Source organism: Rhodococcus sp. RCBS9, from assembly GCF_029457415.1.
Lineage (GTDB): Bacteria > Actinomycetota > Actinomycetes > Mycobacteriales > Mycobacteriaceae > Rhodococcus_F > Rhodococcus_F qingshengii.
In genome coordinates this window covers 1,375,977-1,396,363 of record NZ_CP120422.1, presented here as the reverse complement: position 1 = coordinate 1,396,363, position 20,387 = coordinate 1,375,977, and the positions used below count along the sequence as shown (strand labels likewise).

Sequence of the window (20,387 nt, the reverse complement as noted above, 5' to 3'; positions counted from 1 at the left end):
TGCGACACGTAGATTGGGGCGCGGATAGCTGGACGATCGCTTGTCGAGTGGGTTTCGATGCCGACTATTCGGGGTAAAAGATTCTCATCTGCAATGGCTTCAGTCGCTGCAGAGATGTTGATTCGGAATTTGGATTTTCTCCCAGATTCAGTTATCTTACTGCAAAGTAGGTAGGATTCGGCAATCGATCGGGGCGGTGCCGACCTGAGTACAGGGATCGATATGCGGATGAACCTGGGGGCAGGTGTTCGGCGACGTCGTTGGGCGCGCGACGTATTCGCAGCCGCGACGGCATGCGCGCTGGCGATGTCCGCGTTGCTCTCGGTACAGATTTCAGCGTCGGCGTCCGAGCTGGACGAGTACGTGAATTTGCCTTTGGTGAATCGGAATGCCGAACACGGTCCGGGCGGTGTCCATCCCGCGTTGCCGACTGATCTCGGCACCTTGCAAGCCCTTGTGGAAGAAGCCCGCGCCAGTGGTCGCAGTCCGGAATCCTATGCGGCCTTGCTGTTTCAGTATCGATTGGTCGCTGCCACGGAAGCCGCCGGAATCGATCTCTCATCGTGGAATCCGCGCGCCGGAGTGTCGGCTAATCGCACGAACCTGGTGAAGTCGTACCGCTACTACGAGGATCTGCAACTCGGTCACCCGGAATTGCAGTGGGCGGGCATGGGTGGACAGGTTGGTGCGGACTTCGGCGGGGGACTGATCGACTTCGAACTGATGGCGGACATGTACTCGTTTCCGAATCTGCAATATGTTGCCAATTCGATAGTTTCTCAGGTCACGGATCAGGTTGGCGTGCAAGCGCTGAACCAATTGCCGGCAGGGCTGCGCGCACTCGCCGCGGTGGGCAGGAACGTCACAGCGGACGACTTGGATTATGTGCTGGGGATGATCCTGGTGATGCAGAAGAACATCTTCTCGGATCTGATGCCGATGCATCAGGCATACGTGGATGAAGGACTTCCCGCGCTGGAAGAAATGCAGAGTGCCGGAATGTTCGGTCAGGATGTCATGGACGCCTGGCGTGATGTAGCTTCCGGCGATTCGAATCGGATTGCACGTGGGAACGTAGCACTGCTCCAACGTGAGCAAGGGATGATCATCCGTGACCAGTGGGATACCGTGCGCGCCTACAAAGGTGATGTGGGAGAGGCGATCACTTACGCATCGACTGTCGCCGGTTCACCTTCGGTCGCCGGCGTCGTACCGCCTCGCTCGTTTCGGTCTCTCGAGTTCGCGACGACACTGGCGGACGGACGCACCGCGACAGTGACACTGCCCCTCCCGGATTGGAACTGGTCGGTGTACGAGGACCGCTGGGACTACATCACCTCACAGCTCTTGCCGAAGTACCGAGCGATGGTCGAAGAAGATTGGCCACGGCTCGTAGCCACATTGAGTGTTCCCTACGAAATTCAATTGGAGAGTCACCGCCCGATGGTGACCCTCCCACAAACTCTCGAATCGGCCCTCTCCAGTTTGAAAGTGACGGTTCAGTGATGTCGTCGGCGACATTCCGAAGGTTGGCGCCGCTGGTAGCGCTGACCGTTGCGCTGGTCCTGCCAGCAACGGCTGGAGCTGAGGTGCCGGACAGTGATGCCCCGAAAGACGTGCAAACTCCTGTATCCGAGGAGTTTCGAACCGACACCCCAACTCTGGGAGAGGTGTTCAACGGGTTCACCGTCGGTGCTCTCAGTTCGGGGGAGTTCGCATCCGAAGAGGAGATCTTCACTGCACTCACGCCCGATGATCCGTTTTACGACGAGCCGGTGTTGACCGGCGCCGAGCGTCCCGGTGATCTCCTGAAGTCGAAGAAGGTGGATGTACTGTTCACCGGATACAAACCGGGACAGCTCGACGCCTACAAGATCATGTACGTCACAACCGGAATCGACGGTTCGACGCCGGTGGTGAGCACCGGGATCATGATGATCCCGATCGACGGAACACCGGCATCGGAGAAGAAAGTCATCAGCTACCAGGAGGCCAACGACAGCGTCGGCGGCTACTGTCATCCGAGTTCACACTGGACCGGCGGCGATCCGCTGGACGGCGCCTCCTGGTCGGCCTTGGGTCCGCTGGCGCTGATGTTCGGAAAAGGCTATGCCGTAGTGATATCCGACGTCGGGAACAACGGAGACCGTGATCCTCACGGCGTCTTCGCGGGCAAGTTCGCGGGGCACGCGCAGTTGGATGCTGTGCGCGCAGCATTTCAGCTGCAGGATTCCGAGCTGAATCCGGATGCGGAGATTGCGTTGTTCGGAATCGCTGGTGGTGGAGTCGGTTCGGCATTCGCCGCAGAATCTGCGCAGTCCTACGCGCCGGAACTCGATATCGTCTCGACAGTCCTCGAGGGAATGGTGATCAAGCCCCGAACATTCATGGAGACAACAGATTCCTCGGTCGGTGCCGGCTTCGGATTTGCGACGCTCCTTGGCCTCGAACCCTGGTACCCCGAGATGAAGTTGAACGACAAGCTCAATCCCGTGGGCCGAGCGATTGCCGACGTGTACCGGGATGAGTGCCAGATGCCGGCGTACTTCACGCTTCCGTTCGTACCGCTGGCGAGCCTTTTCGAGCCGGGAATCGATCCGACCACAGAACCCAGCTTCCAGCGCGCGTACGACGACAACGTATTGGGTCACGGTGCTCCGGCGTCGAAGGTATTGATAGCTTCGTGCGCAAAGGACGACTCCCCGATGTCACTTGTGCCGGCAGCTGATGCGCGAGAACTGGCGGACACGTACAGAAGCCGAGGGACGGACGTGAGCTATCAGCCCACGGACTGCAGTATGGATCGCGCATTCACGGATCCATACGGTTGGGGAACTGATCTGTTCGGAATGCAGACGATCGACTGGATAGCCCACAATTTCGACAACTGAGTGAAACTATCCGGTGACAGCGAGACGCAAACTCTGATGGCGGCGTACGAACATGCTGGGGACCCAACGGGGTGGGGATTCGGAATCGATTGTGAAGTGCGCACTGTTTTCGAGAAGGACTGCGATCGCGATCTTTGCTTCCAGACGAGCCAGCGCGGCCCCGACACAGAAATGTGCTCCTTTGCCGAAGGCGAAATGTGCTCGGGGATTGACTCTGTCGAGGTTCATCACCTGTGGTTCGACGAACGACTCGGGGTCGCGGTTCGCCGAACCCCACAGCAGTATGAGATGACTGCCGGCGGGCAGTGTCATGCCACCGAGTGTCGTGTCCGCGTTGACATGTCGGTGATGTCCGCGAAAGGGTGACTCGAGCCTGAGCGTTTCTTCCAGGAACGCGCCCACGAGTAGAGGGTCCTCGCGCAGCTGCGTCTGAATCTCAGGGCGCTCGGCGAGCAACCGTGCAGAGTTGGCGATCAGTCCGGCGGTCGATTCGCCACCCGCACCGACGAGTTGCACCAACATCAGCACGGCCACGTCTTCGCTGAGTTCGCCTGCGTCACAGCAACGGACGAGGTCTCCGAGTAGATCATCCACCGGGTGAGCCCGTGCCTCACGAAACTTGCTGTAGAGGTACCCGGTGAGTTCGGCCGCCGAGGTGACGACGCCTGTCAACCGTTCAGCGGTCACGATGCCGCTGAGAAGTTCGGTGCTGTCGTACGACCACGCCAGCAATTGGGGGACGTCGTGTGCCGGCAAGCCGATCAGCGTGGCAACCATCTGCAGCGGCAGCGTGTCCGCTACCGACGTGACCCATTCGATCCGTCGACCGTCGAAGCCGTTGTCCCACAACTGCTGCGTGTACTCGGTCATCACCGGCTCGAGTGCTCGTATACGTTTGGCGACCAGTGTCGGCAAGACAAGTTTGCGCTGGTGTTGATGGTCGGGCTCGTCGGCAGTCGCGAGAACGTGAACAGCTTGGCCGCCGCCGTTCATGTCGAATGTCATTGCCGAACCGTCCGGTGTACGAACCAGCACGCCGGTGAGGTTGTTGGAGAAGTCGTCGGTACGGGAAACGGCTTCGGTGACCAATTCCCACGTGGACACCAGATAGAAGTCGGTATCAGGAATGCGGTACACGGGGTGCTCGCGCCGGAGTACGTCGTATAGCGGGTACGGGTCGTCGATGTTCGACGGCAGGAAAGGGTTGATGTCGAGCGTCGATGGTGTCACGAAGGGAAGATGTCACGGCCGTCGAGGAGAAGTCAACAGGTGGAAAATGCCTCTGAACTGGCATTTTGAGAAAATCTCACGCACTTCAACCCCCTCGTACTTCTCCCAGGTCAGAGGCTCGCGGCCTTCCGTAGCCTTGAGATTTCTGATTGAATCTGTCTCAGAGTGAGACGAGGTGACGGAGAGTGACCGGTGCAAACGAGCGCCGCGCCGCCGACTGGTTGGCCGGCGGTAACCGCCGTGAACTCGCAACCGAGCGCATCTTCGCGGCTGCGGCAGAGTTGATTCGAGAACAGGGATTCGATCGGTTCAACGCCGACGACGTCGCTGCCCGCGCAGGCTGTTCGAGGGCAACGCTCTACCGCTACGTAGGTGGCAAGTCCGCGATCCGCGAGGGGTTGTTGTCACGAGGCGCGGCATCCGTGGCGAGCAAGGTCGCGACTGCCGTCGAATCACTGCACGGCGACGAGCGCATCGTGGAGTCGATCCTCGTCGCCGTCGACGCGATCAGATCCGACGCTGCCATGAGCCACGGCCTTGCGGCAGCGCGGGCCAACGGAATCGACGAGTATCTCGTGTCCTCGCCGTTGCTCCCGCGTACTGCACTGGAACTTGCAGGATTGGATCCTGAAGGTCAAGAGTCGCAGTGGGTGGTTCGGATCGTGTTGATGCTGTTGGCATGGCCTCTTGCAGACAGGGCCGCCGAACGAGGGATGGTCGAGTCGTTCATCTACTCCTGAGCGGGATTCCGTGTTCGTGAACGGTGCATCGGATCGTCGCTGCTGTAGACGGTTCGGTTCATTGCTTCATTCCTCGGCTCGGTACTCTGAGCTTGTCCGCTGCCGCGAAGGAGAGAGTCACGATGGTCGTACGCAGGCCCCGCGACCGTAAGCAGCAGATTCTTGCGGCTGCAGGTGAGCTTTTCCGTGAGCACGGTTATCACAACGTGTCTGTCGCTCAGGTGGCTGCTGCAGTGGGAATCACGGCACCTGCGCTCTATCGGCACTTCAAGAACAAGCCGGATCTCCTTTACGCCGCAGTCAACGCAGGCATCGAATCGCTCTACGATCGGGTCGCAGGTGCCGAGGATCTGAAAACACTGATCACCGAACTTGCGGCATCGGTGTCCAAACGTCGGGGTCTGTCGCTCCTGTGGCAGCGAGAGGCACGCTATCTGCCTGACGAGCAACGCGAGGAAATGCGTTCGACCCTCAAGAGTGCAGCTTCGCGCGATGCAGTGCTGATCCGAATTGAGCGTCCCGACCTCGACGAGGAAGACAGCTATCTGCTCGCCTGGGCTGTCATCGCAGTCTTCAACAGTGTGTCTTCGCATCGAGTGTCCTTGCCGAGGCGTCAGATGGAACTGCTGCTTGTCGAGTTGGCAGACCGCGCTGCATACGCGGAACTGGGTCGCTCAGAAGTGAAAGTCGTGGCGGCAACGGGTCACCTGCCCGTTGTGATACCCAGACGTGAACTCTTGTTGACCGAAGCAATTCGGCTGTTCGACGAGCGTGGATATCAAGCAGTCAATACCGAGGACATCGGTGAGGCTGCAGGAACGACAGGCCCGAATGTGTACAACCACTTCGATGCCAAGATCGACCTGCTGATCTCCGCGGTCTCGAGGGGCGGCGAGCGTCGCCGGCTCGGCGTTGCACAGGCTCTCGGCGCCGCAACCGGCCCGGAGGACGCGCTGTCCGGATTGCTTGCCGCACATATCGATTTCGCGATCAACGAGCGTCATTTGATCGGGTTGTTGATCAGCGAACTCGACCAATTACCGGACAAGTTCCGCCGCACGTGTGAACAGAATCAACGTGAGTACGTCGCGCTATGGGTCAAGATGCTCGAAGAAGTCCGTCCGGGCCTCGAGTCCGCCACCGCCAGGATCACCGTCAATGCCACTTTGACAGTTGTGGAGAACGCCGTCCGAATCGGCCGGCTTCGCCGTCGCGACGACCTGTCGGACAGACTCTTCGAGATCGGCTGTGCCCTGCTGCTGGGCGCATGAAAAATTCGGGTAAGCGCCACGGGCGGCGGATCGACTCACGAAACTGATCGGAGACGTCATGCGTTTCGACGCAACAGAACTGACGATCGAGGAGCTTGCTCTTCAGGCTGAAGTGCGGGAGTACCTCGACAAGCGACTCACCCCCGGTACCTACTCGCTCGGACTCGGGATGGCCGGGGCGGTGGATCCGGTGTTCTCGCGAGATCTGGGTCGACGTGGGTGGCTCGGCATGTCGCTGCCGAAGGAATACGGCGGGGGCGGACGGTCAGCAGTGGATCGATTGGTCGTCGTCGAAGAACTTCTCGCGCGGGGAGCGCCGGTCGGCTATCACTGGATCGGAGACAGACAGTCGGGTCCGAGCATCGCCGCCAACGGCACGGAAGAACAGAAGCGGTACTTCCTTCCCGGTATCGCGAGCGGTGAGTTCTCGTTCTCGATCGGGATGAGTGAGCCCGACTCGGGTTCGGACCTGGCATCGGTGCGCACTCGCGCCGAACGTGTCGATGGTGGCTGGAAAGTCAACGGCACCAAGATCTGGACCACCGGCGCCTTCCATGCCACACACATACTCGCCCTGCTTCGAACCTCGGCAGACAAGCACAACGGACTCACTCAGCTGATCGTCGATCGCGACAGCGAGGGTCTGACCGTCTCACCCATTCCGTTCATCGACGGTAGTGAGGACTTCTGCGAGGTGTCGTTCCAGGATGTTTTCGTGCCGGATTCGCGTCGCCTCGGAGACGTCGGAGCGGGCTGGGGACAAAACACCGGTGAACTCGCACTCGAGCGAGGTGGCGTCGACCGTTGGATGTCGCTGATGCCGGTCCTCGAGAACTTCGCGGCCAACCAAGCAGCGCAAGGCGGTCCAGCTGCCCTCGCCGATCTGGGCTCGATTACCGCACGCTGCTGGGCTTTTCGCGGGATGTCGCTGTCCATCGCACGGATGGTCGACGCCGGTCGCTCGCCGGTCACGGAGGCCGCGCTGATCAAGGAGATGGCAACACGCTTCGAACAGGACTGTGTTGCGACCGTCGCGCGGCACCTCGGCCGGGCTCCGGACCTTGCATCCGACGATCCGTACGAGTCGCTGCTCGCCCGGGCCGTGCTGGTGGCGCCGTCGTGGTCGATTCGCGGCGGTACAAACGAAATTCTCCGCACCGTAATCATGAAAGGGTTGGACCGATGAATTCGGGGTCACAGATCAACGCGTACACATTCGACGCCGACCTCGAATCGATGGTCGAGCAATTTTTCGCCGAGAAGTCCGGCACCGAGGTGGTAGCGCAGGCGGAGATCGGCGGTCTGCCCGCCGGATTATGGAGCGCGGCAGTCGAACTAGGGTTACCTCTGGTCGGTCTTCCCGAATCGGTTGGTGGTTCCGGTGGCTCGCTCCTCGACGCCGTGACTGTCCAGCGCGCGGCGGCGAGGCACGCTGCGCCGCTGCCGCTCGCCGAGACGTACCTCGCGGGCAGGCTGGCAACAGCGGGCGGGTTACCCGTGCCCTCCGGAATCGCAACGGTCGCCCCGGGTTCGCCGCGCGACGATGTGCGCCGGACCGACGACGGTTTCCTGTCGGGAACCTTTCACGACGTGCCGTGGGGTAGTGCCGCATCAGTGCTGGCAGCAGTTCTCGGTGATCGCGTCGTACTCCTTGACATCTCCGACGCCGAGATCGGTGGCGGGACGGATCTTGCGGGGCAACCGCGTGAGAGCCTGACGTTCTCCGAAGCGCGGACCATTGACGGCGACAACCCGGTCGATGCCCGGATTCTCAGCAAGCTCGGCGCGTTCTTGCGCTCGGTGCAGATGTCGGGAGCGATGGAGTCGGCGTCGACGTTGACCCGGCGCTATGTGTCCGACCGGGTGCAATTCGGTAGGCCCGTCGCGCAGTTTCAAGCAGTCCAGCAGCATATCGTGACGCTTGCTCAGATGGCTTCGATGTCCACGCTGGCCGTCGATCGCACTGCACATGCACTCATCAGAGGCGACGCCGACTTCGAAGTGAGCGCAACCAAATTGGTGGTTTCGCAGAATGCGCTCGTGAGCGTCCGCGCCGCCCACCAGGCACACGGTGCAATCGGCATGACCCGCGAATACCGATTGCAACAACTGACGCGTCGACTGCACGCCTGGCGATCGGAGTTCGGCGACGAAATCGCGAGTGCGACGCAACTAGGAGAGGCCGTAGCGGCGTCGCCGTCACTGCACCGCTTGATCACCGACCCAGAACCGACATTGAAGCTGTAATCCTGACCGTCGTAAAGGATTACGTTGCGTTGCAACGAAGATCGCGCTTCAGCACCTTGCCTGCTGCCGACAGCGGCAATGCATCGACGAATTGGAAAGTGCGCGGAGATTTGTATCCGGCTATCAGCGTTTTCACGTGAGCGCGCAGTTCGTCGGCGTCGGCGTCGAAACCATGCCGAAGGACGACCACGGCATGGACACGCTCGCCCCACTGGGCATCGGGCAGACCGATCACGGAACAGGCCGCGACGGATTCGTGTTGTGCCAGAGCATTTTCGACCTCGGTGGAGTAGACGTTCTCGCCACCGGTGACGATCATGTCCTTGATGCGATCGACGATGAACAGGTAACCGCGGGCGTCGAGGTATCCGGCGTCGCCGGTATGCATCCACCCGTCGCGGAGCACTTCTGCGGTCTCCTTCGGTTTGTTCCAGTATCCGAGCATGACGTGGCTGCCGAACGTGACGATTTCGCCCACCTTGCCGGGTGGGAGTTCCGAGCCGGCCGGATCGACGATTTTCACCTCGCAATGAGGGAGCGCGCGACCAGCGCTGCGGAGGAGATCACCACCTTCGAGGTGATCGGCTGGACTCAGCATGCTGATGTGCGCGGTTTCAGTCATCCCATAGCCCTGAGCGAAGGAACTGTTGGGGAACATTTGCATGACCTGCCCGAGAAGCGTCGGAGATATGGGCGAGGCGCCGTATCTCAGGATCCTGACGCTGGACAGATCGTAGGTGGTTGCGTCTTCGCCCGTTTCGTTTTTGTGGGCGACCAACATCTGGAGCATTGTCGGCACCAGACCCACGGTTGTCGGGCGATAGCGGTCCACGGCCTCGAGGAACGTCCGTGGGCTGAAGTTCGCTACGAAGACCTGGGTTCCACCCATCAGCGACTGAGCCAACCATCCGACGATCCCGGCAATGTGAAACAGAGGGTTCACCGCGAGGTTCGTTCCGTTGCTGATTGCCACGCCGCCTGCCGCGAGAGTGCCCAGCGCCGAGGTCATCAGCGCTTGATGGCTGATCATCACGCCCTTCGGCACTCCGGTGGTCCCGCCGGTGTAGAGGAGTAGTGCAAGCGTGTCGCCGCCGACGCGCAGATCGTCGACCGGAATCGCCTCCGCGATCACCTGTTCGTAGTCGAGCATTCCGTCCGGAACTCGGTCGTTGCCGCAGTAGACGACAGTGGTCAGGCCTGGACACGCCTCGCGAAGGGTAGATCCGACGGAAGCAAAATTCTCGTCCACGAGTAATACCGTCGACCCTGAATCTTCCAGGGCGTACCTGATTTCCGCCGTGCTCCAGCGAGAATTGACCGGACTGGCCACTGCTCCGAACCACCAGCAGGCCAGGAGCGCCTCGTGGTAGTAGTCGGAGTTCGATGCCAAGATCGCGACTCTGTCACCGGTGTGCAGGCCTAACGTCTGCAGCCCGCCCGCGAGCCTCTTGATCCGGTCGACCGATTCGCGAGACGTGCGCACTCGGCCATCGGAGATCGTCATCACCGCTTCGGGCGACGCTCGTAGGGATCGGTGAACGAATTGAGTCAGCTGCATGCGATTCCTCCTGCGAGTGTGCGGCGAGTGCTCTGACTCGGATCAGTTCCGGCACTGATGCTATTGGCCTGACAATTGCCCTCACCCACCGCCTGAAATCATGCCCCACTCCGGTGCAATCTAGACGATTGTCCAGTTAACTCTGACGATTCCATCCTGCCGTGGGGTGATTTCTGCGAGAGTGTCGAACATGCGAGCAATCCTGGTAGCCGGTATGAGTGCGTTCGTGGCGGTCGTCTCGGCGCCCTCTGCCGGCGCCGAAACGACTACGAACCAAGTGCGCTCGTTTTCCGAGACCACGTCAGTCGGGGTCCACAATTCCTACGAGAAGGCGACGTTTCCGTACTTCGCCGACGCTTTGGATTCCGGGGCGTCGTTGCTCGAGCTGGACCTGTGGACCAACGGGGGCGGTCCGGACTGGCGTGTGTCGCACATGAATCCGGTGGCGAGCGAGAGCAACTGCGTCGGCGCTCAGGACGCATCCGGGTTGCGAAGCGGTCTACGAGATCAGGGATTCCGTGGATGCCTGGCAGATATGCGGGCGTGGCACGAGGCCAATCCCGAGCACCCGCCGGTGATGATCAAGTTGGAAATCAAGGACGGGTTCACTGCCGGGTACGGACGTGGGCCCGCGGATCTCGACGCCCTGATTCTCGGGACACTCGGAGACGCGGTTTTCACGCCGGCCGATTTGATGGGGGAGTCCTACTCCACCCCGGATGCCGCCGTCACCGAGCGTGGATGGCCGAGTAATTCCGAAATGACCGGGAAATTTCTGTTCGAGCTGATACCGGGAACGATCGAGGAGGGAAACCCTCTCGATACGGAGTGGACGGACCGGCAGTATGCGACGCACCTGCGAGATCTGTCCTCCGCCGGGCTCGTCGAACTCAGCGCCGCCTTTCCCGCTGTTCACCGTGCATCACCGGGAGACCCACGTCTCGACCGCTATACCGACCCGGGGATCCGTCCGTGGTTCGTGATTTTCGACGGCGACGCTCTCGACTACACCGCCGGAGTCGTGGATCCGAGTTGGTACCACGATCGCGGCTACCTGCTCGTCATGACCGACGCGCACAAGGTCGCTCCGCAGATCGACGGAACCCATGCCACCGAAACCGAGGCGAGCGAGCGTCTCGACCTGTTGGCCGGGCAGCACGCAAGTTACATCACCGCGGACTGGTCGAGGTTGCCGAACGTACTGTCCACCGTGGTGCCGCGTCGGTGATTTTCGAAAGGCCGGATCGTGAAGAGCGAGATCTGACGGGCGGCAATTCTCAGGAACAGGGTGCAGGATGGGTTCATGCGCACTGTCACGTGGAATCCCGAAGTCTACGGCCGCTATTCGGGTGAGCGGTCACGCCCGTTCGTGGACCTGGTGTCACGGGTGGCCACCGAAGACCCGACGCGGGTAGCCGACCTCGGCTGCGGATCAGGCACCCTGACCGCGATGCTCGGGGAAAGATGGCCGGACGCCTCGGTATCCGGATTCGACTCGTCTCCCGAAATGGTCGCGCAGGCCCCTACAGACCTACCGGGAAACGTCACCGTCGAGTTGGGGGACATCATGTCCTTCGACGCCACCGGTTACGACGTGGTCGTCAGTAACGCTGCATTGCAGTGGGTTCCGAGCCATCGCGAGCTGATCGACCAGTGGGCGGACACCCTGGAATCCGGATCGTGGCTGGCGTGGCAGGTGCCGGGTAACTTCGATGCTCCGTCCCATGCGCTCATGCGAGATCTCGCGGAATCAGCGGAATGGAGTGAGCGACTGGGTGGCGTCCTACGCGGCCCGGAAGGCGTCGACAGTCCAGTTCAGTACGCGCAGCGTCTCCAAGAACACGGATTCGACGTCGACGCCTGGGAGACGACGTACGTACACGTGCTGGCAGGTGCCGACCCGGTGCTCGGATGGGTACGGGGGACGGGGTTACGGCCCGTGCTCGACGTTCTCGGCGAAGCTGACGCTCCGGAGTTCGAGCGTCAGTATTCCGATCTGCTGCGGGAGGCCTACCCCGCAACAGCCGCCGGAACGCTCTTTCCGTTCCGGCGAGTGTTCTGCGTCGGACGCAAACGGTAACTACTCGGCTGGGTTGCGGTCAGCCGATCACTGCGCCGTGACAAAGCCTTCCGAGACCAGCCAGTCGCGGGCCACGTCCGCCGGCTCCTTGCCGTCGACGTCGACCTGCCGGTTGAGCTCGGTCATCACCTCGTTGGTCAGTCGCTCCGAGATCGGTGCCATGACTTCTGCTACCTGCGGATGTGCTTCCGCGAAGTCCTTTTTCATCACCAGTGCCGGATTGTATTTCGGGAAGAACTGGAGATCGTCGTCGAGCAGAACGAGATCGAGTGCGATGATGCGACCGTCGGTGGTGAACACCTCGCCGAACTTGCACTGATCGCCATCGGCTGTCGCCTGGTAGATGATGCCGGTCTGCAGGATCTGGCGTTGGGCACGAGAGGCGTCGAAACCGTATTTCGCTGCCAGGCCGGGATATCCGTCCTGGCGGACGTTGAACTCGGTCTCGACGCACGTCACCGCAGCTCCGGGATCGGATTCGACCAACTTCGCGTAGTCGGAAACGGTCTTGACACCGGTCTTCTCAGCGGTCTCCTTGCTCATCGCCAATGCATACGTATTGTTCATCGGCGCCGGATCGGTCCACACCATGTCGTTCGCAGCAAGGTCCGCGTCGCGGACGGCCTCGAACTGCGCCTGCGAATCGGGAAGCGGTGTCTCGTTGCCGAGGTAGTTGATCCAGCCGGTTCCGGTGTATTCGTACGCAAGATCGATCTGGCCGTTCAACTGTGCGTCACGGGTGCTGTTCGAGCCCTGGATGTTCGTGAGGTCTCGAACATCCGCGCCCGCAGCGGCCATCGCGAATTCGATGACGTACCCGAGCACGATCTGCTCGGTGAAGTCCTTGGAGCCGACGGTCATCTTCACACCCTCGAGCTCCGGAACCGGCGCGATGCTGCCGGGGCCGACGGCCAGGGGCAGTGCGCCACCGGACTCGAGACCACACGAAGCGACAAGTGTGAGGCCGATCGTGGCAACCGCGAGTTTCCAGCCCCACGTTCTGGTGATCGAAGTCTTGGTCATCGCAATCCCTTGGGCCCGAGATAAGTTTCGGCGAGCGCGCCGAGCCAGTCGATCAGCAAGGCCAGCGACACCGCCAGTACGGCACCGACAACGAGGGTGACGTTGTCGCGGAGCTTGTATCCGGTGTCGATCAGAATGCCGAGTCCGCCGGCACTGACCAGGAAGCACAGCGTCGCGGTACCGACGGCCAGAACGAGCGAAGTGCGCAGTCCTGCAAGGATGTACGGGACGGCCATCGGGAATTCGAGTTGACGCAGGACCGTGAGCGAAGACATTCCCTGCCCGCGCCCCGCATCGATCAAGGTCTTGTCCACTTGCTGGTAGCCGAGGATGGTGTTGCGCAGCACCGGGAGCAACGAATAGAACGCGATGGGAAATACGCCGATCCAGAAGCCGGTCGTTCTTGTCGCGAGATAGAACAGCACGAGCAGGCCGATGGCAGGCGCTGCGGCTCCGATGTTGGCTATTCCCACGAAGAACGGTGCCAGGCGGGTGAATTTCGGCCTGGTCAGCAGGGTTCCGAGCGGAACCGCGATGGCGACGACGATGATGACCACGGCGGCGGTGATCAGTACGTGCTGCCAGGTCAGAGTGACGATGTTGTCGAGGTTGATGCTCGCCTTCTGCGTCGCGTTGAGATCTCGGCTGAATGCCCAGATCAACACGCCCGCAACCAGGATCAGGACGATGACCGGCTGGACATACAGTCGCATCCGTTCCGCACGGCGCGTGGCGGCGTTCTCGGCCGCACCCAGATCGGGGGCGTCCGGTTCCATCTCAGGCGCGGAGACGCGCTCCTCTGTCGTGGCAGTCATGTTCAACCCTCGACGTTCTCGGTGTCTGGCTCTTCGTCGTGGTCGTGCGCATGCTCCTCGCGCATTTCGGAGAGATGGCTGACCAGTGTGTCGATGGTGATGAGACCGACGTACTCGCCACGCCGTCCGGTGACCACGGTGGACGCATTGCTCTCTGCGAGAAGAGCTTCCAAAGCATCCTGCAGGGTGGACTGGATGGACACGGCTTCGCCGATCTCGTTACCGACACCTCGAAGAGTCGACGCATGGGCGAGGTGGCCGGGAGAGACCCATCGAAGCGGCCGTCCGCGCTGATCGAGAATCAGGGCCCACTTCCACTTACGCGCTGCGAGTGCGGTTCTCAAATCATCGACCGAATCGGTTTCGCGGGCGGTGAGGCACTGCTTGAGTTTGATCTGGCGCACGCGAGTCAGGGTCAGCTGCTTGAGCGAGGCGTCCGCCCCGACAAATCCCGCGACCATGTCGTTTGCGGGATTGGCGAGAATCGCTTCCGGAGTGTCGTACTGCATGATGCTGGACTGATTGCCCAGCACGGCAATACGGTCACCGAGTTTGACTGCCTCGTTGAAATCGTGCGTGACGAAGACGATGGTCTTACCCAACTCCGACTGCAGACGCATCAGTTCGTCCTGGAGCAGGCCGCGGGTGATCGGATCGACGGCACCGAAAGGTTCGTCCATCAACAGCACCGGAGGATCGGCAGCCAGCGCCCGGGCCACGCCCACACGCTGTTGCTGCCCGCCGGACAATTGGCGAGGGTAGCGGTCGCGATAGGTATCGGGATCGAGGCCTACGAGGTCGAGCATCTCGTCGGTGCGCGCTGCGATACGTTTCTTGTCCCAACCGATCAGACCCGGGACAGTCGCGACGTTCTTCGCAATCGTGAAGTGCGGGAACAAGCCTGCCTGCTGGATCGAGTACCCGATGCCACGGCGGAGCTTGTCCGGGTCGATCGACAGCGCGTCCTTGCCGTCGATGGTGATCTTGCCGGAGGTAGGTTCGATCAGGCGGTTGATCATGCGCATCGTCGTTGTTTTGCCGCAACCCGAAGGTCCGACGAAGACCACGATTTCACCGGCCGGAACAGTCAGCGAAACATTGTCCACCGCTGCAGCTTTCTGGCCCGGGTACCGCTTGGTGACGGACTCCAGGACGATCTCGACCCCGGATACCTTCTGATCTGTGGATACGTCAGACGGAATGGTTTCAGTCATTGCAGCCCCTTCGAAGTAGTGAGACGACCGATGACGACGTAGATTCCGTCGAGAATCAGAGCGAGAATGACGATCAGTACGGTGCCGACCAGCGCTTGCGGAACAGCATTCGGGCTACCGACACGCGAGAGTCCGGAGAAGATCAGGTTTCCCAGACCAGGACCTTTGGCGTACGCCGCGATGGCGAGGATGCCCATGAGCATCTGTGTACTGACCCGCATGCCGGTGAGGATCGACGGCCACGCGATCGGTAGCTCGATTCGACTCAGTACGTGCATGCGATTCATTCCGACACCGCGGGCTGCGTCCGTGATCGCCGGGTTGACTGCATCCAGACCGATGATCGTGTTCCGAATGATCGGGAGCAGGGCATACAAGATCAACGCGGTGATCGTGGGAGCGACGCCGAGACCGAGAATCGGAATGAGCAGTCCGAGGAGGGCGAATGAAGGAACCGTCAGGATCGTGCTGGCCAACGCCGTAGCGATGGAGGATCCCGCCGGGCTCCGGTAGACGAGAATGCCGATGATCACGGCGGCAATCGTCGCGATGATCACGGACTGGATAACTGCTGAAACATGTAGGTACGAGTCGGTCATCAATTGTTGTCGTCGTGCAACGACAAAATCCCATAGGGCGCCCATATTTCCGAACCCACTTTCTTCGGACTTCTGCTCGCTCGAACGTCTTCCCTCGACACCGACCGGCGCACAAGGGCTTTCCCCGCAGCCTCCGTAGGCCGAGGGGTTTCCCTCGACTGTCGTCCAAAAACTGAGATACTGCAACTAATTCCGATTGCAGCGTGTCGGATGTTGTTCTGGACGTGAGATTTTGCGAGACGCGGGTATGTACCCACTGCGAGCAGAGTTGAAACGCGCTGGAGATGGCAAAGCGGGAGAGTTCCGCAGAACTCTCCCGCATTGCTTGATTTGTCCGAATTGGCCTCAGGCCCAGCTGAGCGCATCCTCATCGGAGAGGCGCGGCAGACGATCGAACCAGGGGTTCTCACCGGGATGGCCGATGTTCACCACGAGGATCGTCTTGAAACGTCCGTCTGCGAAGAATTCGCCGTCGATGCCGTCGGCGTTGAACCCGGCCATCGGGCCGGCGACCAGACCCTGTGCGCGAATCGCGAGGATCACATAGCCGGCCTGAAGTGCGGCATTGAACCGACTCGTCGAACTGGCGGCAGCCTCGTCGGATTCGAAGTAGTCCTTCATCTCCGGGCGAATGGGGAACAGGTTGGGGATGTGCTTGTAGAACTCGGTGTCCACCGCCAGTACGGCAACTGCAGGAGCGGCCTCGGTCTTGGCTTTGTTGCCGTCTGCCATGTGCTCGACGAGGCGTGCTTTGCCTTCCTCGGTACGGACGAACAGCACACGTAGCGGATTGGTGTTGGCCGCGGTCGGTGCCCACTTCGCGAGCTCCCAGATCGCAGTCAGTTCGTCGTCGGTCACAGGTTCGTTCGAGAAGGAGTTGGCGGTGCGAGCAGCAGTGAAGAGGAGCTCGCGGCCGGCTTCGTCGAGTTGCTGGGCGGTGAATGGGGTGGCTGCGTCGAGAGACATCGGGGGTTTCCGTTCCGTGGTAGCTCGACCGAGCATCACCCGGTAAAGCTAGTTGCTAGTAAAAAAATAGTGCCTACGGATACGTTAGCACTGTGGCTAGGATGGTGGGGTGGCAAGCAAGAGCGAAGCGGGACACGAGCCCCGCGCATGTGACGGGGCTCTGGCCCGCGCGTTCGGCTTCCTGGGCAAACGGTGGAACGGCGTCATTCTCGGCACGCTGCTGAACGGGCCGGCGGGATTCTCCGAACTCAAGCGCGCGGTGGGCGGGATCAGTGATTCGGTGCTCTCGGAACGCCTGACGGAGTTGGCAGGGGCAGGCCTGGTGACGAGGAGCGTCGATGCAGGTCCGCCCATCGCCGTGGAGTACGAACTCACAGCGTCGGGGCAGGCGCTGCTCCCCGCTCTCAGTGAACTGACAACGTGGGCCGCCGAAAATCTGCCACCCGAGAGTTGCTCGAACTGAGCGCTAGCTCGAACGGCAGTTCAGCGACTGCGCGGGTCCTGTTTCTGCCAGTTGTTATTTCCTTACCGTTTTTCCCGGGCGATACTGGCCGAACATTTGTCGGTTCGGGGCTGCCTGGGACGCCGGGTATGGCTCTTTTTGTGCTGCTGTTCACATGGCTGAAGGAGAACGGCCGCCCGGTGTTCTCGACGACTCGACCTATCAATCGCCTGACGGACTTCGAAAATTCGGCCGGACGAAGTCGGAAGTGTGGTTCCGGAACAAGAAGGCATACAACGCCTCTCGGATTGACGACGCCGCGGTCGAGGCCGCAAACGGGTAGTTGGTGCGGGTGGCTGGGCAGATGTCGCCGCCACGGGGTGGTGACGTGTCTGCGTTCGGAAGCGCAGACAGATTGGCCGGCATCTCAGGGTCTAGCGCCTGTGCCGCGAGATTCGGGCCGAGTCAGTGGAAATCTGCGCCGGCCGCGCAGGTACGACCGCAGGCTGTTGCGGGCCTTCTATCTGTCCGCGCAGCACAGTATCCGGCACAACGCTCAGTCGTAGGCTTTTTGTACCCGCAAACGGGCCGAGGGGCAGTGTCATACGCAGGCGGTTCTTGCGTTGGGAGGCGGAGACTGAACGTGTGGTGGGCGCTCCTCCGCGATAACGCGATCTATCAACTTGGACCGACTACCGCCGCGGCTGCGTGAGCGCCCTAGCGACTAACGCAGTGCGGTAGATGTATGTGCGCCGGGGGGAGTGTGGCTCGTAGCGCTGAGAATCCACGGTGTTGAGACATGTCCGAGCCCGCTATGGTTTCCGGTGATGGACCGGCCGTCGATGCTGCCTGCACCCGAGGCCACCGCCGGCTGAAGGAGACAATACTGTGCTGCATCTGCGTGTCATCTCGCCGAGTGAGCGGACCGGAGATGTGCTGAACATGTTGGCCGCCGAACCTGGGGCTACTCATGTGACACTCGCACTCAGAGCCGCTGTCGATCCGCCGGGAGATGTGATCGAGGCCGATGTAGCCCGCGCATGCGCGAACGACGTGCTTGCCGCGTTGACTGCTCTGGACCTGGTGAGGGCTGGCGGTATTTCGTTCGAGCCGGCGGGAACCATGCTGTCCTTCTCCGCAGAACGGGCGGACACTGCGGCCCCGAGAAGACCCGACGAGACAGTGGTGTGGGAGCAGTTGCTCGGTCAGGTGCGCGAAGGTGCCCGACTGACTCCGGCGTTCCTGGCCTTCCTGGTGATCGCGTTTTTGCTCTCGGCAGTCGGTGTTGCCACGGCGTCGCCGCTGACCCTGGTCGGTGCAATGGTGGTGGGGCCGGAGTTCCGGCCGCTGGCAGCGCTTTCAGTGGGTCTGGTACGTCGAGACAAAGATCTCGTGCGAAATTCGATTCGTACCCTCGCGATCTCGTTTCCGGCCGCGATGGCCCTCACCGGCCTGGCTACCATGCTGTGGATTCGTCTGGGCTGGGTCGGAATCGGCGATGTCGAGAACGCCCGCGCATTCGACTTCATCTACGAGGTGGGGCCGTTCTCACTGGTGGTAGCACTGCTGGCGGGAGCGGCTGGCATGCTGGCAACGGTCACCTCTACCTCTACGGTCCTGGTGGGGGTGTTCATCTCGGTGACGACGGTGCCAGCTGCGGGATTGGCGGTCGTTGCGGTCTTCGCAGGTAAGTGGAATGTCGTGCTGAGTTCGCTGGCTCAGCTCGGTGTCAATCTGATCGGTATCGTGCTCGCTGGAGTAGTTGTGCTGCTGCTGTTCTCATTGCCCCGATCCGGTCGCCAATGGAAATCAGTCACGCGCCGGGACGCCAGGCCTGGCACATCGCCGTAGGCGCCTGACCCACTGCCGGAACTGGACTTTCGAGGCTTCAGGCTGACAGCTGTCTTGCGGATCGGTGGGAATGTCTGCGCCGACAAACGTCGCGACAAACAGATCCGGCATGCGAACTGTCGGATCTGGGTACCGCTGTCTGTACCGATCATGGCTTCCAGGCTGGTTGCAGCGACTGGAAAAGGGGATCAATCGAGCCGCAACCGATTGGCAGCGTGACTTCACTCAGACCCTTCGGACCTGCAGCTCCGACGGCTCTGCCGGAGGAAACGGCCTGCCGCAGTGCTTGACAAGACCTGTCGAGATTCTCCTTGGTAGCGACGAAACATCTACGCAACGTAGATGCAACGTAACCAAAACTAGTGTTCTGGATCACACAGTGTTCGTGTGGTCGAGAGGCCTTTGGTCACGAATCTGTGGGCAGAACGGGTCCTGGTTCGCTACCGGTGGTGGATGAGGACAAGGTTCCGCGGGTTGAGCACACAGCTCGCGGAACCGCCCCACCACACGCCCCGACGAGGGCACCGGCCGACAGGAGTTCAGGTGTCCGTAGTTGCGGAAGTCCCGGCGATCGATTTCGCGGAGACCGAATTCGATTGGGCGCAGCGATCGACGCTGATTCGTGAAGTCGACCCACTTGTTCCGGGGCCACCATCCTTGGCGATGTGTCTGAGCGAGCCGACGCGCGGACTGGTCGACATCGCTTCACTGCTTCTCGCGGCTCCTTGGTTGCTTCGATCGCCGCGTGGGGACGGGCATCCGGTCCTCGTTCTCCCCGGATTGCTGACTTCGGACGTTTCGACTCTCGCCTTGAGGACATACTTGAGCTTTCTCGGATACCGGGTTCACGGTTGGAATCTGGGTCTCAACACCGGTCCGACGGCGACGGTGGTCGACGGACTGCCTGCCGCATTGGCCGAGGTAGCAGATCGATACGAGCAGAAGGTGTCGGTGATCGGCTGGAGTCTGGGCGGTATCTACGCTCGAAAGCTGGCGAGGGACCTGCCGGATTCGGTGCGTCAGGTAGTGACACTCGGAAGTCCTTTCGGTCTCACCAGTCTGGAGCAGACGAGAGTCGGATCTGTCTACGCTCGTTTGTCCGGCAATCACGCGATACTGCCTCCGGTAGACGGCATCGAATCCGAACAGGGATCGCCTATTTCTGTTCCCGCCACGTCGGTCTACTCCAGGCACGACGGTATCGTTCCATGGCAAGCGTGCTGTGAAACCTCGGCAGGCCTGTCGGAAAGCATTGCGGTGCAAGGCAGTCACATGGGGTTGACCCACAACCCGTCGGCGTTGTGGACCGTTGCCGATCGTCTGGCACAGGACGTCGACAACTGGCAACCTTTTGCGGCTCCGAAACGGCTTCGACGCATGTTTCCCTGCTGAGGTGCGAGGCTGAGGTCCGAGGCCGGGGTGTGGGGGAGAACCCTGAGTCCGACGCGGGGACAGACTCG

Annotated in this window: 19 protein-coding genes and 1 pseudogene; 13 read left to right on the top strand and 7 right to left on the bottom strand. The window is 61.2% G+C overall.

The features are described from left to right. The first annotated feature begins 222 nt into the window (after positions 1-222). The gene (locus P0M12_RS06630) at positions 223-1,506 is read left to right on the top strand and encodes a hypothetical protein (protein ID WP_277377536.1); all 1,284 of its coding nucleotides are present in this window, start codon (positions 223-225) and stop codon (positions 1,504-1,506) included. Then, positions 1,503-2,891 (top strand): lipase family protein, encoded by a 1,389-nt coding sequence (locus tag P0M12_RS06625; RefSeq protein WP_277377535.1) that lies wholly within the window; start codon positions 1,503-1,505, stop codon positions 2,889-2,891. Before P0M12_RS06630 ends, P0M12_RS06625 begins: the two co-directional genes overlap by 4 nt. A 6-nt stretch (positions 2,892-2,897) precedes the next feature. On the opposite strand, the gene P0M12_RS06620 is transcribed toward P0M12_RS06625, so the two are convergent. Then, positions 2,898-4,121 (bottom strand): cytochrome P450, encoded by a 1,224-nt coding sequence (locus P0M12_RS06620; protein ID WP_064073457.1) that lies wholly within the window; start codon positions 4,119-4,121, stop codon positions 2,898-2,900. 185 nt (positions 4,122-4,306) lie between these two features. Here P0M12_RS06620 and P0M12_RS06615 point away from each other — a divergent pair, with 185 nt between their 5' ends. The 4 genes from P0M12_RS06615 to P0M12_RS06600 all read left to right on the top strand — a co-directional run bounded on the left by P0M12_RS06615 (position 4,307) and on the right by P0M12_RS06600 (position 8,379). Further along, on the top strand, positions 4,307-4,861 hold the full coding sequence (locus P0M12_RS06615) for a helix-turn-helix domain-containing protein (protein ID WP_021332060.1): 555 nt from the start codon (positions 4,307-4,309) through the stop codon (positions 4,859-4,861). Positions 4,862-4,983: 122 nt separating this feature from the next. Then, the gene (locus P0M12_RS06610; RefSeq protein ID WP_031330833.1) at positions 4,984-6,132 is read left to right on the top strand and encodes a TetR/AcrR family transcriptional regulator; all 1,149 of its coding nucleotides are present in this window, start codon (positions 4,984-4,986) and stop codon (positions 6,130-6,132) included. A 58-nt stretch (positions 6,133-6,190) separates the two neighbouring features. Further along, positions 6,191-7,318: an acyl-CoA dehydrogenase family protein gene (locus P0M12_RS06605; protein ID WP_021332062.1), complete on the top strand. Its 1,128-nt coding sequence runs from the start codon at positions 6,191-6,193 to the stop codon at positions 7,316-7,318. After that, entirely contained in the window at positions 7,315-8,379 is a 1,065-nt protein-coding gene (locus P0M12_RS06600; RefSeq protein ID WP_030535203.1) for an acyl-CoA dehydrogenase family protein, read from the top strand. Before P0M12_RS06605 ends, P0M12_RS06600 begins: the two co-directional genes overlap by 4 nt. A 19-nt stretch (positions 8,380-8,398) precedes the next feature. On the opposite strand, the gene P0M12_RS06595 is transcribed toward P0M12_RS06600, so the two are convergent. Continuing rightward, positions 8,399-9,937, bottom strand: a complete 1,539-nt coding sequence (locus P0M12_RS06595; protein WP_042922333.1) for a long-chain fatty acid--CoA ligase — start codon at positions 9,935-9,937, stop codon at positions 8,399-8,401. A 190-nt stretch (positions 9,938-10,127) separates the two neighbouring features. Between P0M12_RS06595 and P0M12_RS06590 the strand changes: the two genes are divergently transcribed. After that, the gene (locus P0M12_RS06590) at positions 10,128-11,165 is read left to right on the top strand and encodes a phosphatidylinositol-specific phospholipase C domain-containing protein (RefSeq protein ID WP_073513616.1); all 1,038 of its coding nucleotides are present in this window, start codon (positions 10,128-10,130) and stop codon (positions 11,163-11,165) included. A 75-nt stretch (positions 11,166-11,240) separates the two neighbouring features. Further along, positions 11,241-12,017, top strand: a complete 777-nt coding sequence (locus P0M12_RS06585; RefSeq protein WP_030535206.1) for a trans-aconitate 2-methyltransferase — start codon at positions 11,241-11,243, stop codon at positions 12,015-12,017. 27 nt (positions 12,018-12,044) lie between these two features. Here P0M12_RS06585 and P0M12_RS06580 read toward each other — a convergent pair whose 3' ends face one another. From P0M12_RS06580 to P0M12_RS06560, 5 genes are all read right to left on the bottom strand, one after another. After that, positions 12,045-13,040 (bottom strand): glycine betaine ABC transporter substrate-binding protein, encoded by a 996-nt coding sequence (locus P0M12_RS06580; protein WP_065455243.1) that lies wholly within the window; start codon positions 13,038-13,040, stop codon positions 12,045-12,047. Further along, positions 13,037-13,816, bottom strand: coding sequence for an ABC transporter permease (locus P0M12_RS06575; RefSeq protein WP_007731455.1), 780 nt, complete (start codon positions 13,814-13,816; stop codon positions 13,037-13,039). Before P0M12_RS06575 ends, P0M12_RS06580 begins: the two co-directional genes overlap by 4 nt. A gap of 41 nt (positions 13,817-13,857) precedes the next feature. After that, a complete protein-coding gene (locus P0M12_RS06570) occupies positions 13,858-15,069 on the bottom strand; it encodes an ATP-binding cassette domain-containing protein (protein WP_007731456.1) in 1,212 nt (403 codons plus the stop codon). Next, positions 15,066-15,713 (bottom strand): ABC transporter permease subunit, encoded by a 648-nt coding sequence (locus P0M12_RS06565; RefSeq protein ID WP_019745160.1) that lies wholly within the window; start codon positions 15,711-15,713, stop codon positions 15,066-15,068. Before P0M12_RS06565 ends, P0M12_RS06570 begins: the two co-directional genes overlap by 4 nt. A 300-nt stretch (positions 15,714-16,013) precedes the next feature. Then, complete coding sequence (locus tag P0M12_RS06560; RefSeq protein ID WP_209909779.1) at positions 16,014-16,634, bottom strand: malonic semialdehyde reductase; 621 nt, start codon at positions 16,632-16,634, stop codon at positions 16,014-16,016. Between the two features lie 109 nt (positions 16,635-16,743). Here P0M12_RS06560 and P0M12_RS06555 point away from each other — a divergent pair, with 109 nt between their 5' ends. The 5 genes and pseudogenes from P0M12_RS06555 (at position 16,744) to P0M12_RS06535 (ending at position 20,319) form a co-directional block, all read left to right on the top strand. Then, the gene (locus tag P0M12_RS06555; protein ID WP_007731459.1) at positions 16,744-17,097 is read left to right on the top strand and encodes a helix-turn-helix domain-containing protein; all 354 of its coding nucleotides are present in this window, start codon (positions 16,744-16,746) and stop codon (positions 17,095-17,097) included. A gap of 154 nt (positions 17,098-17,251) precedes the next feature. Further along, positions 17,252-17,419 (top strand): hypothetical protein, encoded by a 168-nt coding sequence (locus P0M12_RS06550; protein ID WP_155277909.1) that lies wholly within the window; start codon positions 17,252-17,254, stop codon positions 17,417-17,419. Between the two features lie 36 nt (positions 17,420-17,455). Next, positions 17,456-17,788, top strand: a pseudogene (locus P0M12_RS06545) (transposase); the annotation flags it as partial. 176 nt (positions 17,789-17,964) lie between these two features. After that, positions 17,965-18,927 (top strand): DUF389 domain-containing protein, encoded by a 963-nt coding sequence (locus P0M12_RS06540; RefSeq protein WP_007731461.1) that lies wholly within the window; start codon positions 17,965-17,967, stop codon positions 18,925-18,927. A 543-nt stretch (positions 18,928-19,470) separates the two neighbouring features. Continuing rightward, positions 19,471-20,319, top strand: a complete 849-nt coding sequence (locus P0M12_RS06535) for an alpha/beta hydrolase (RefSeq protein WP_209909776.1) — start codon at positions 19,471-19,473, stop codon at positions 20,317-20,319. Positions 20,320-20,387 lie beyond the last annotated feature (68 nt).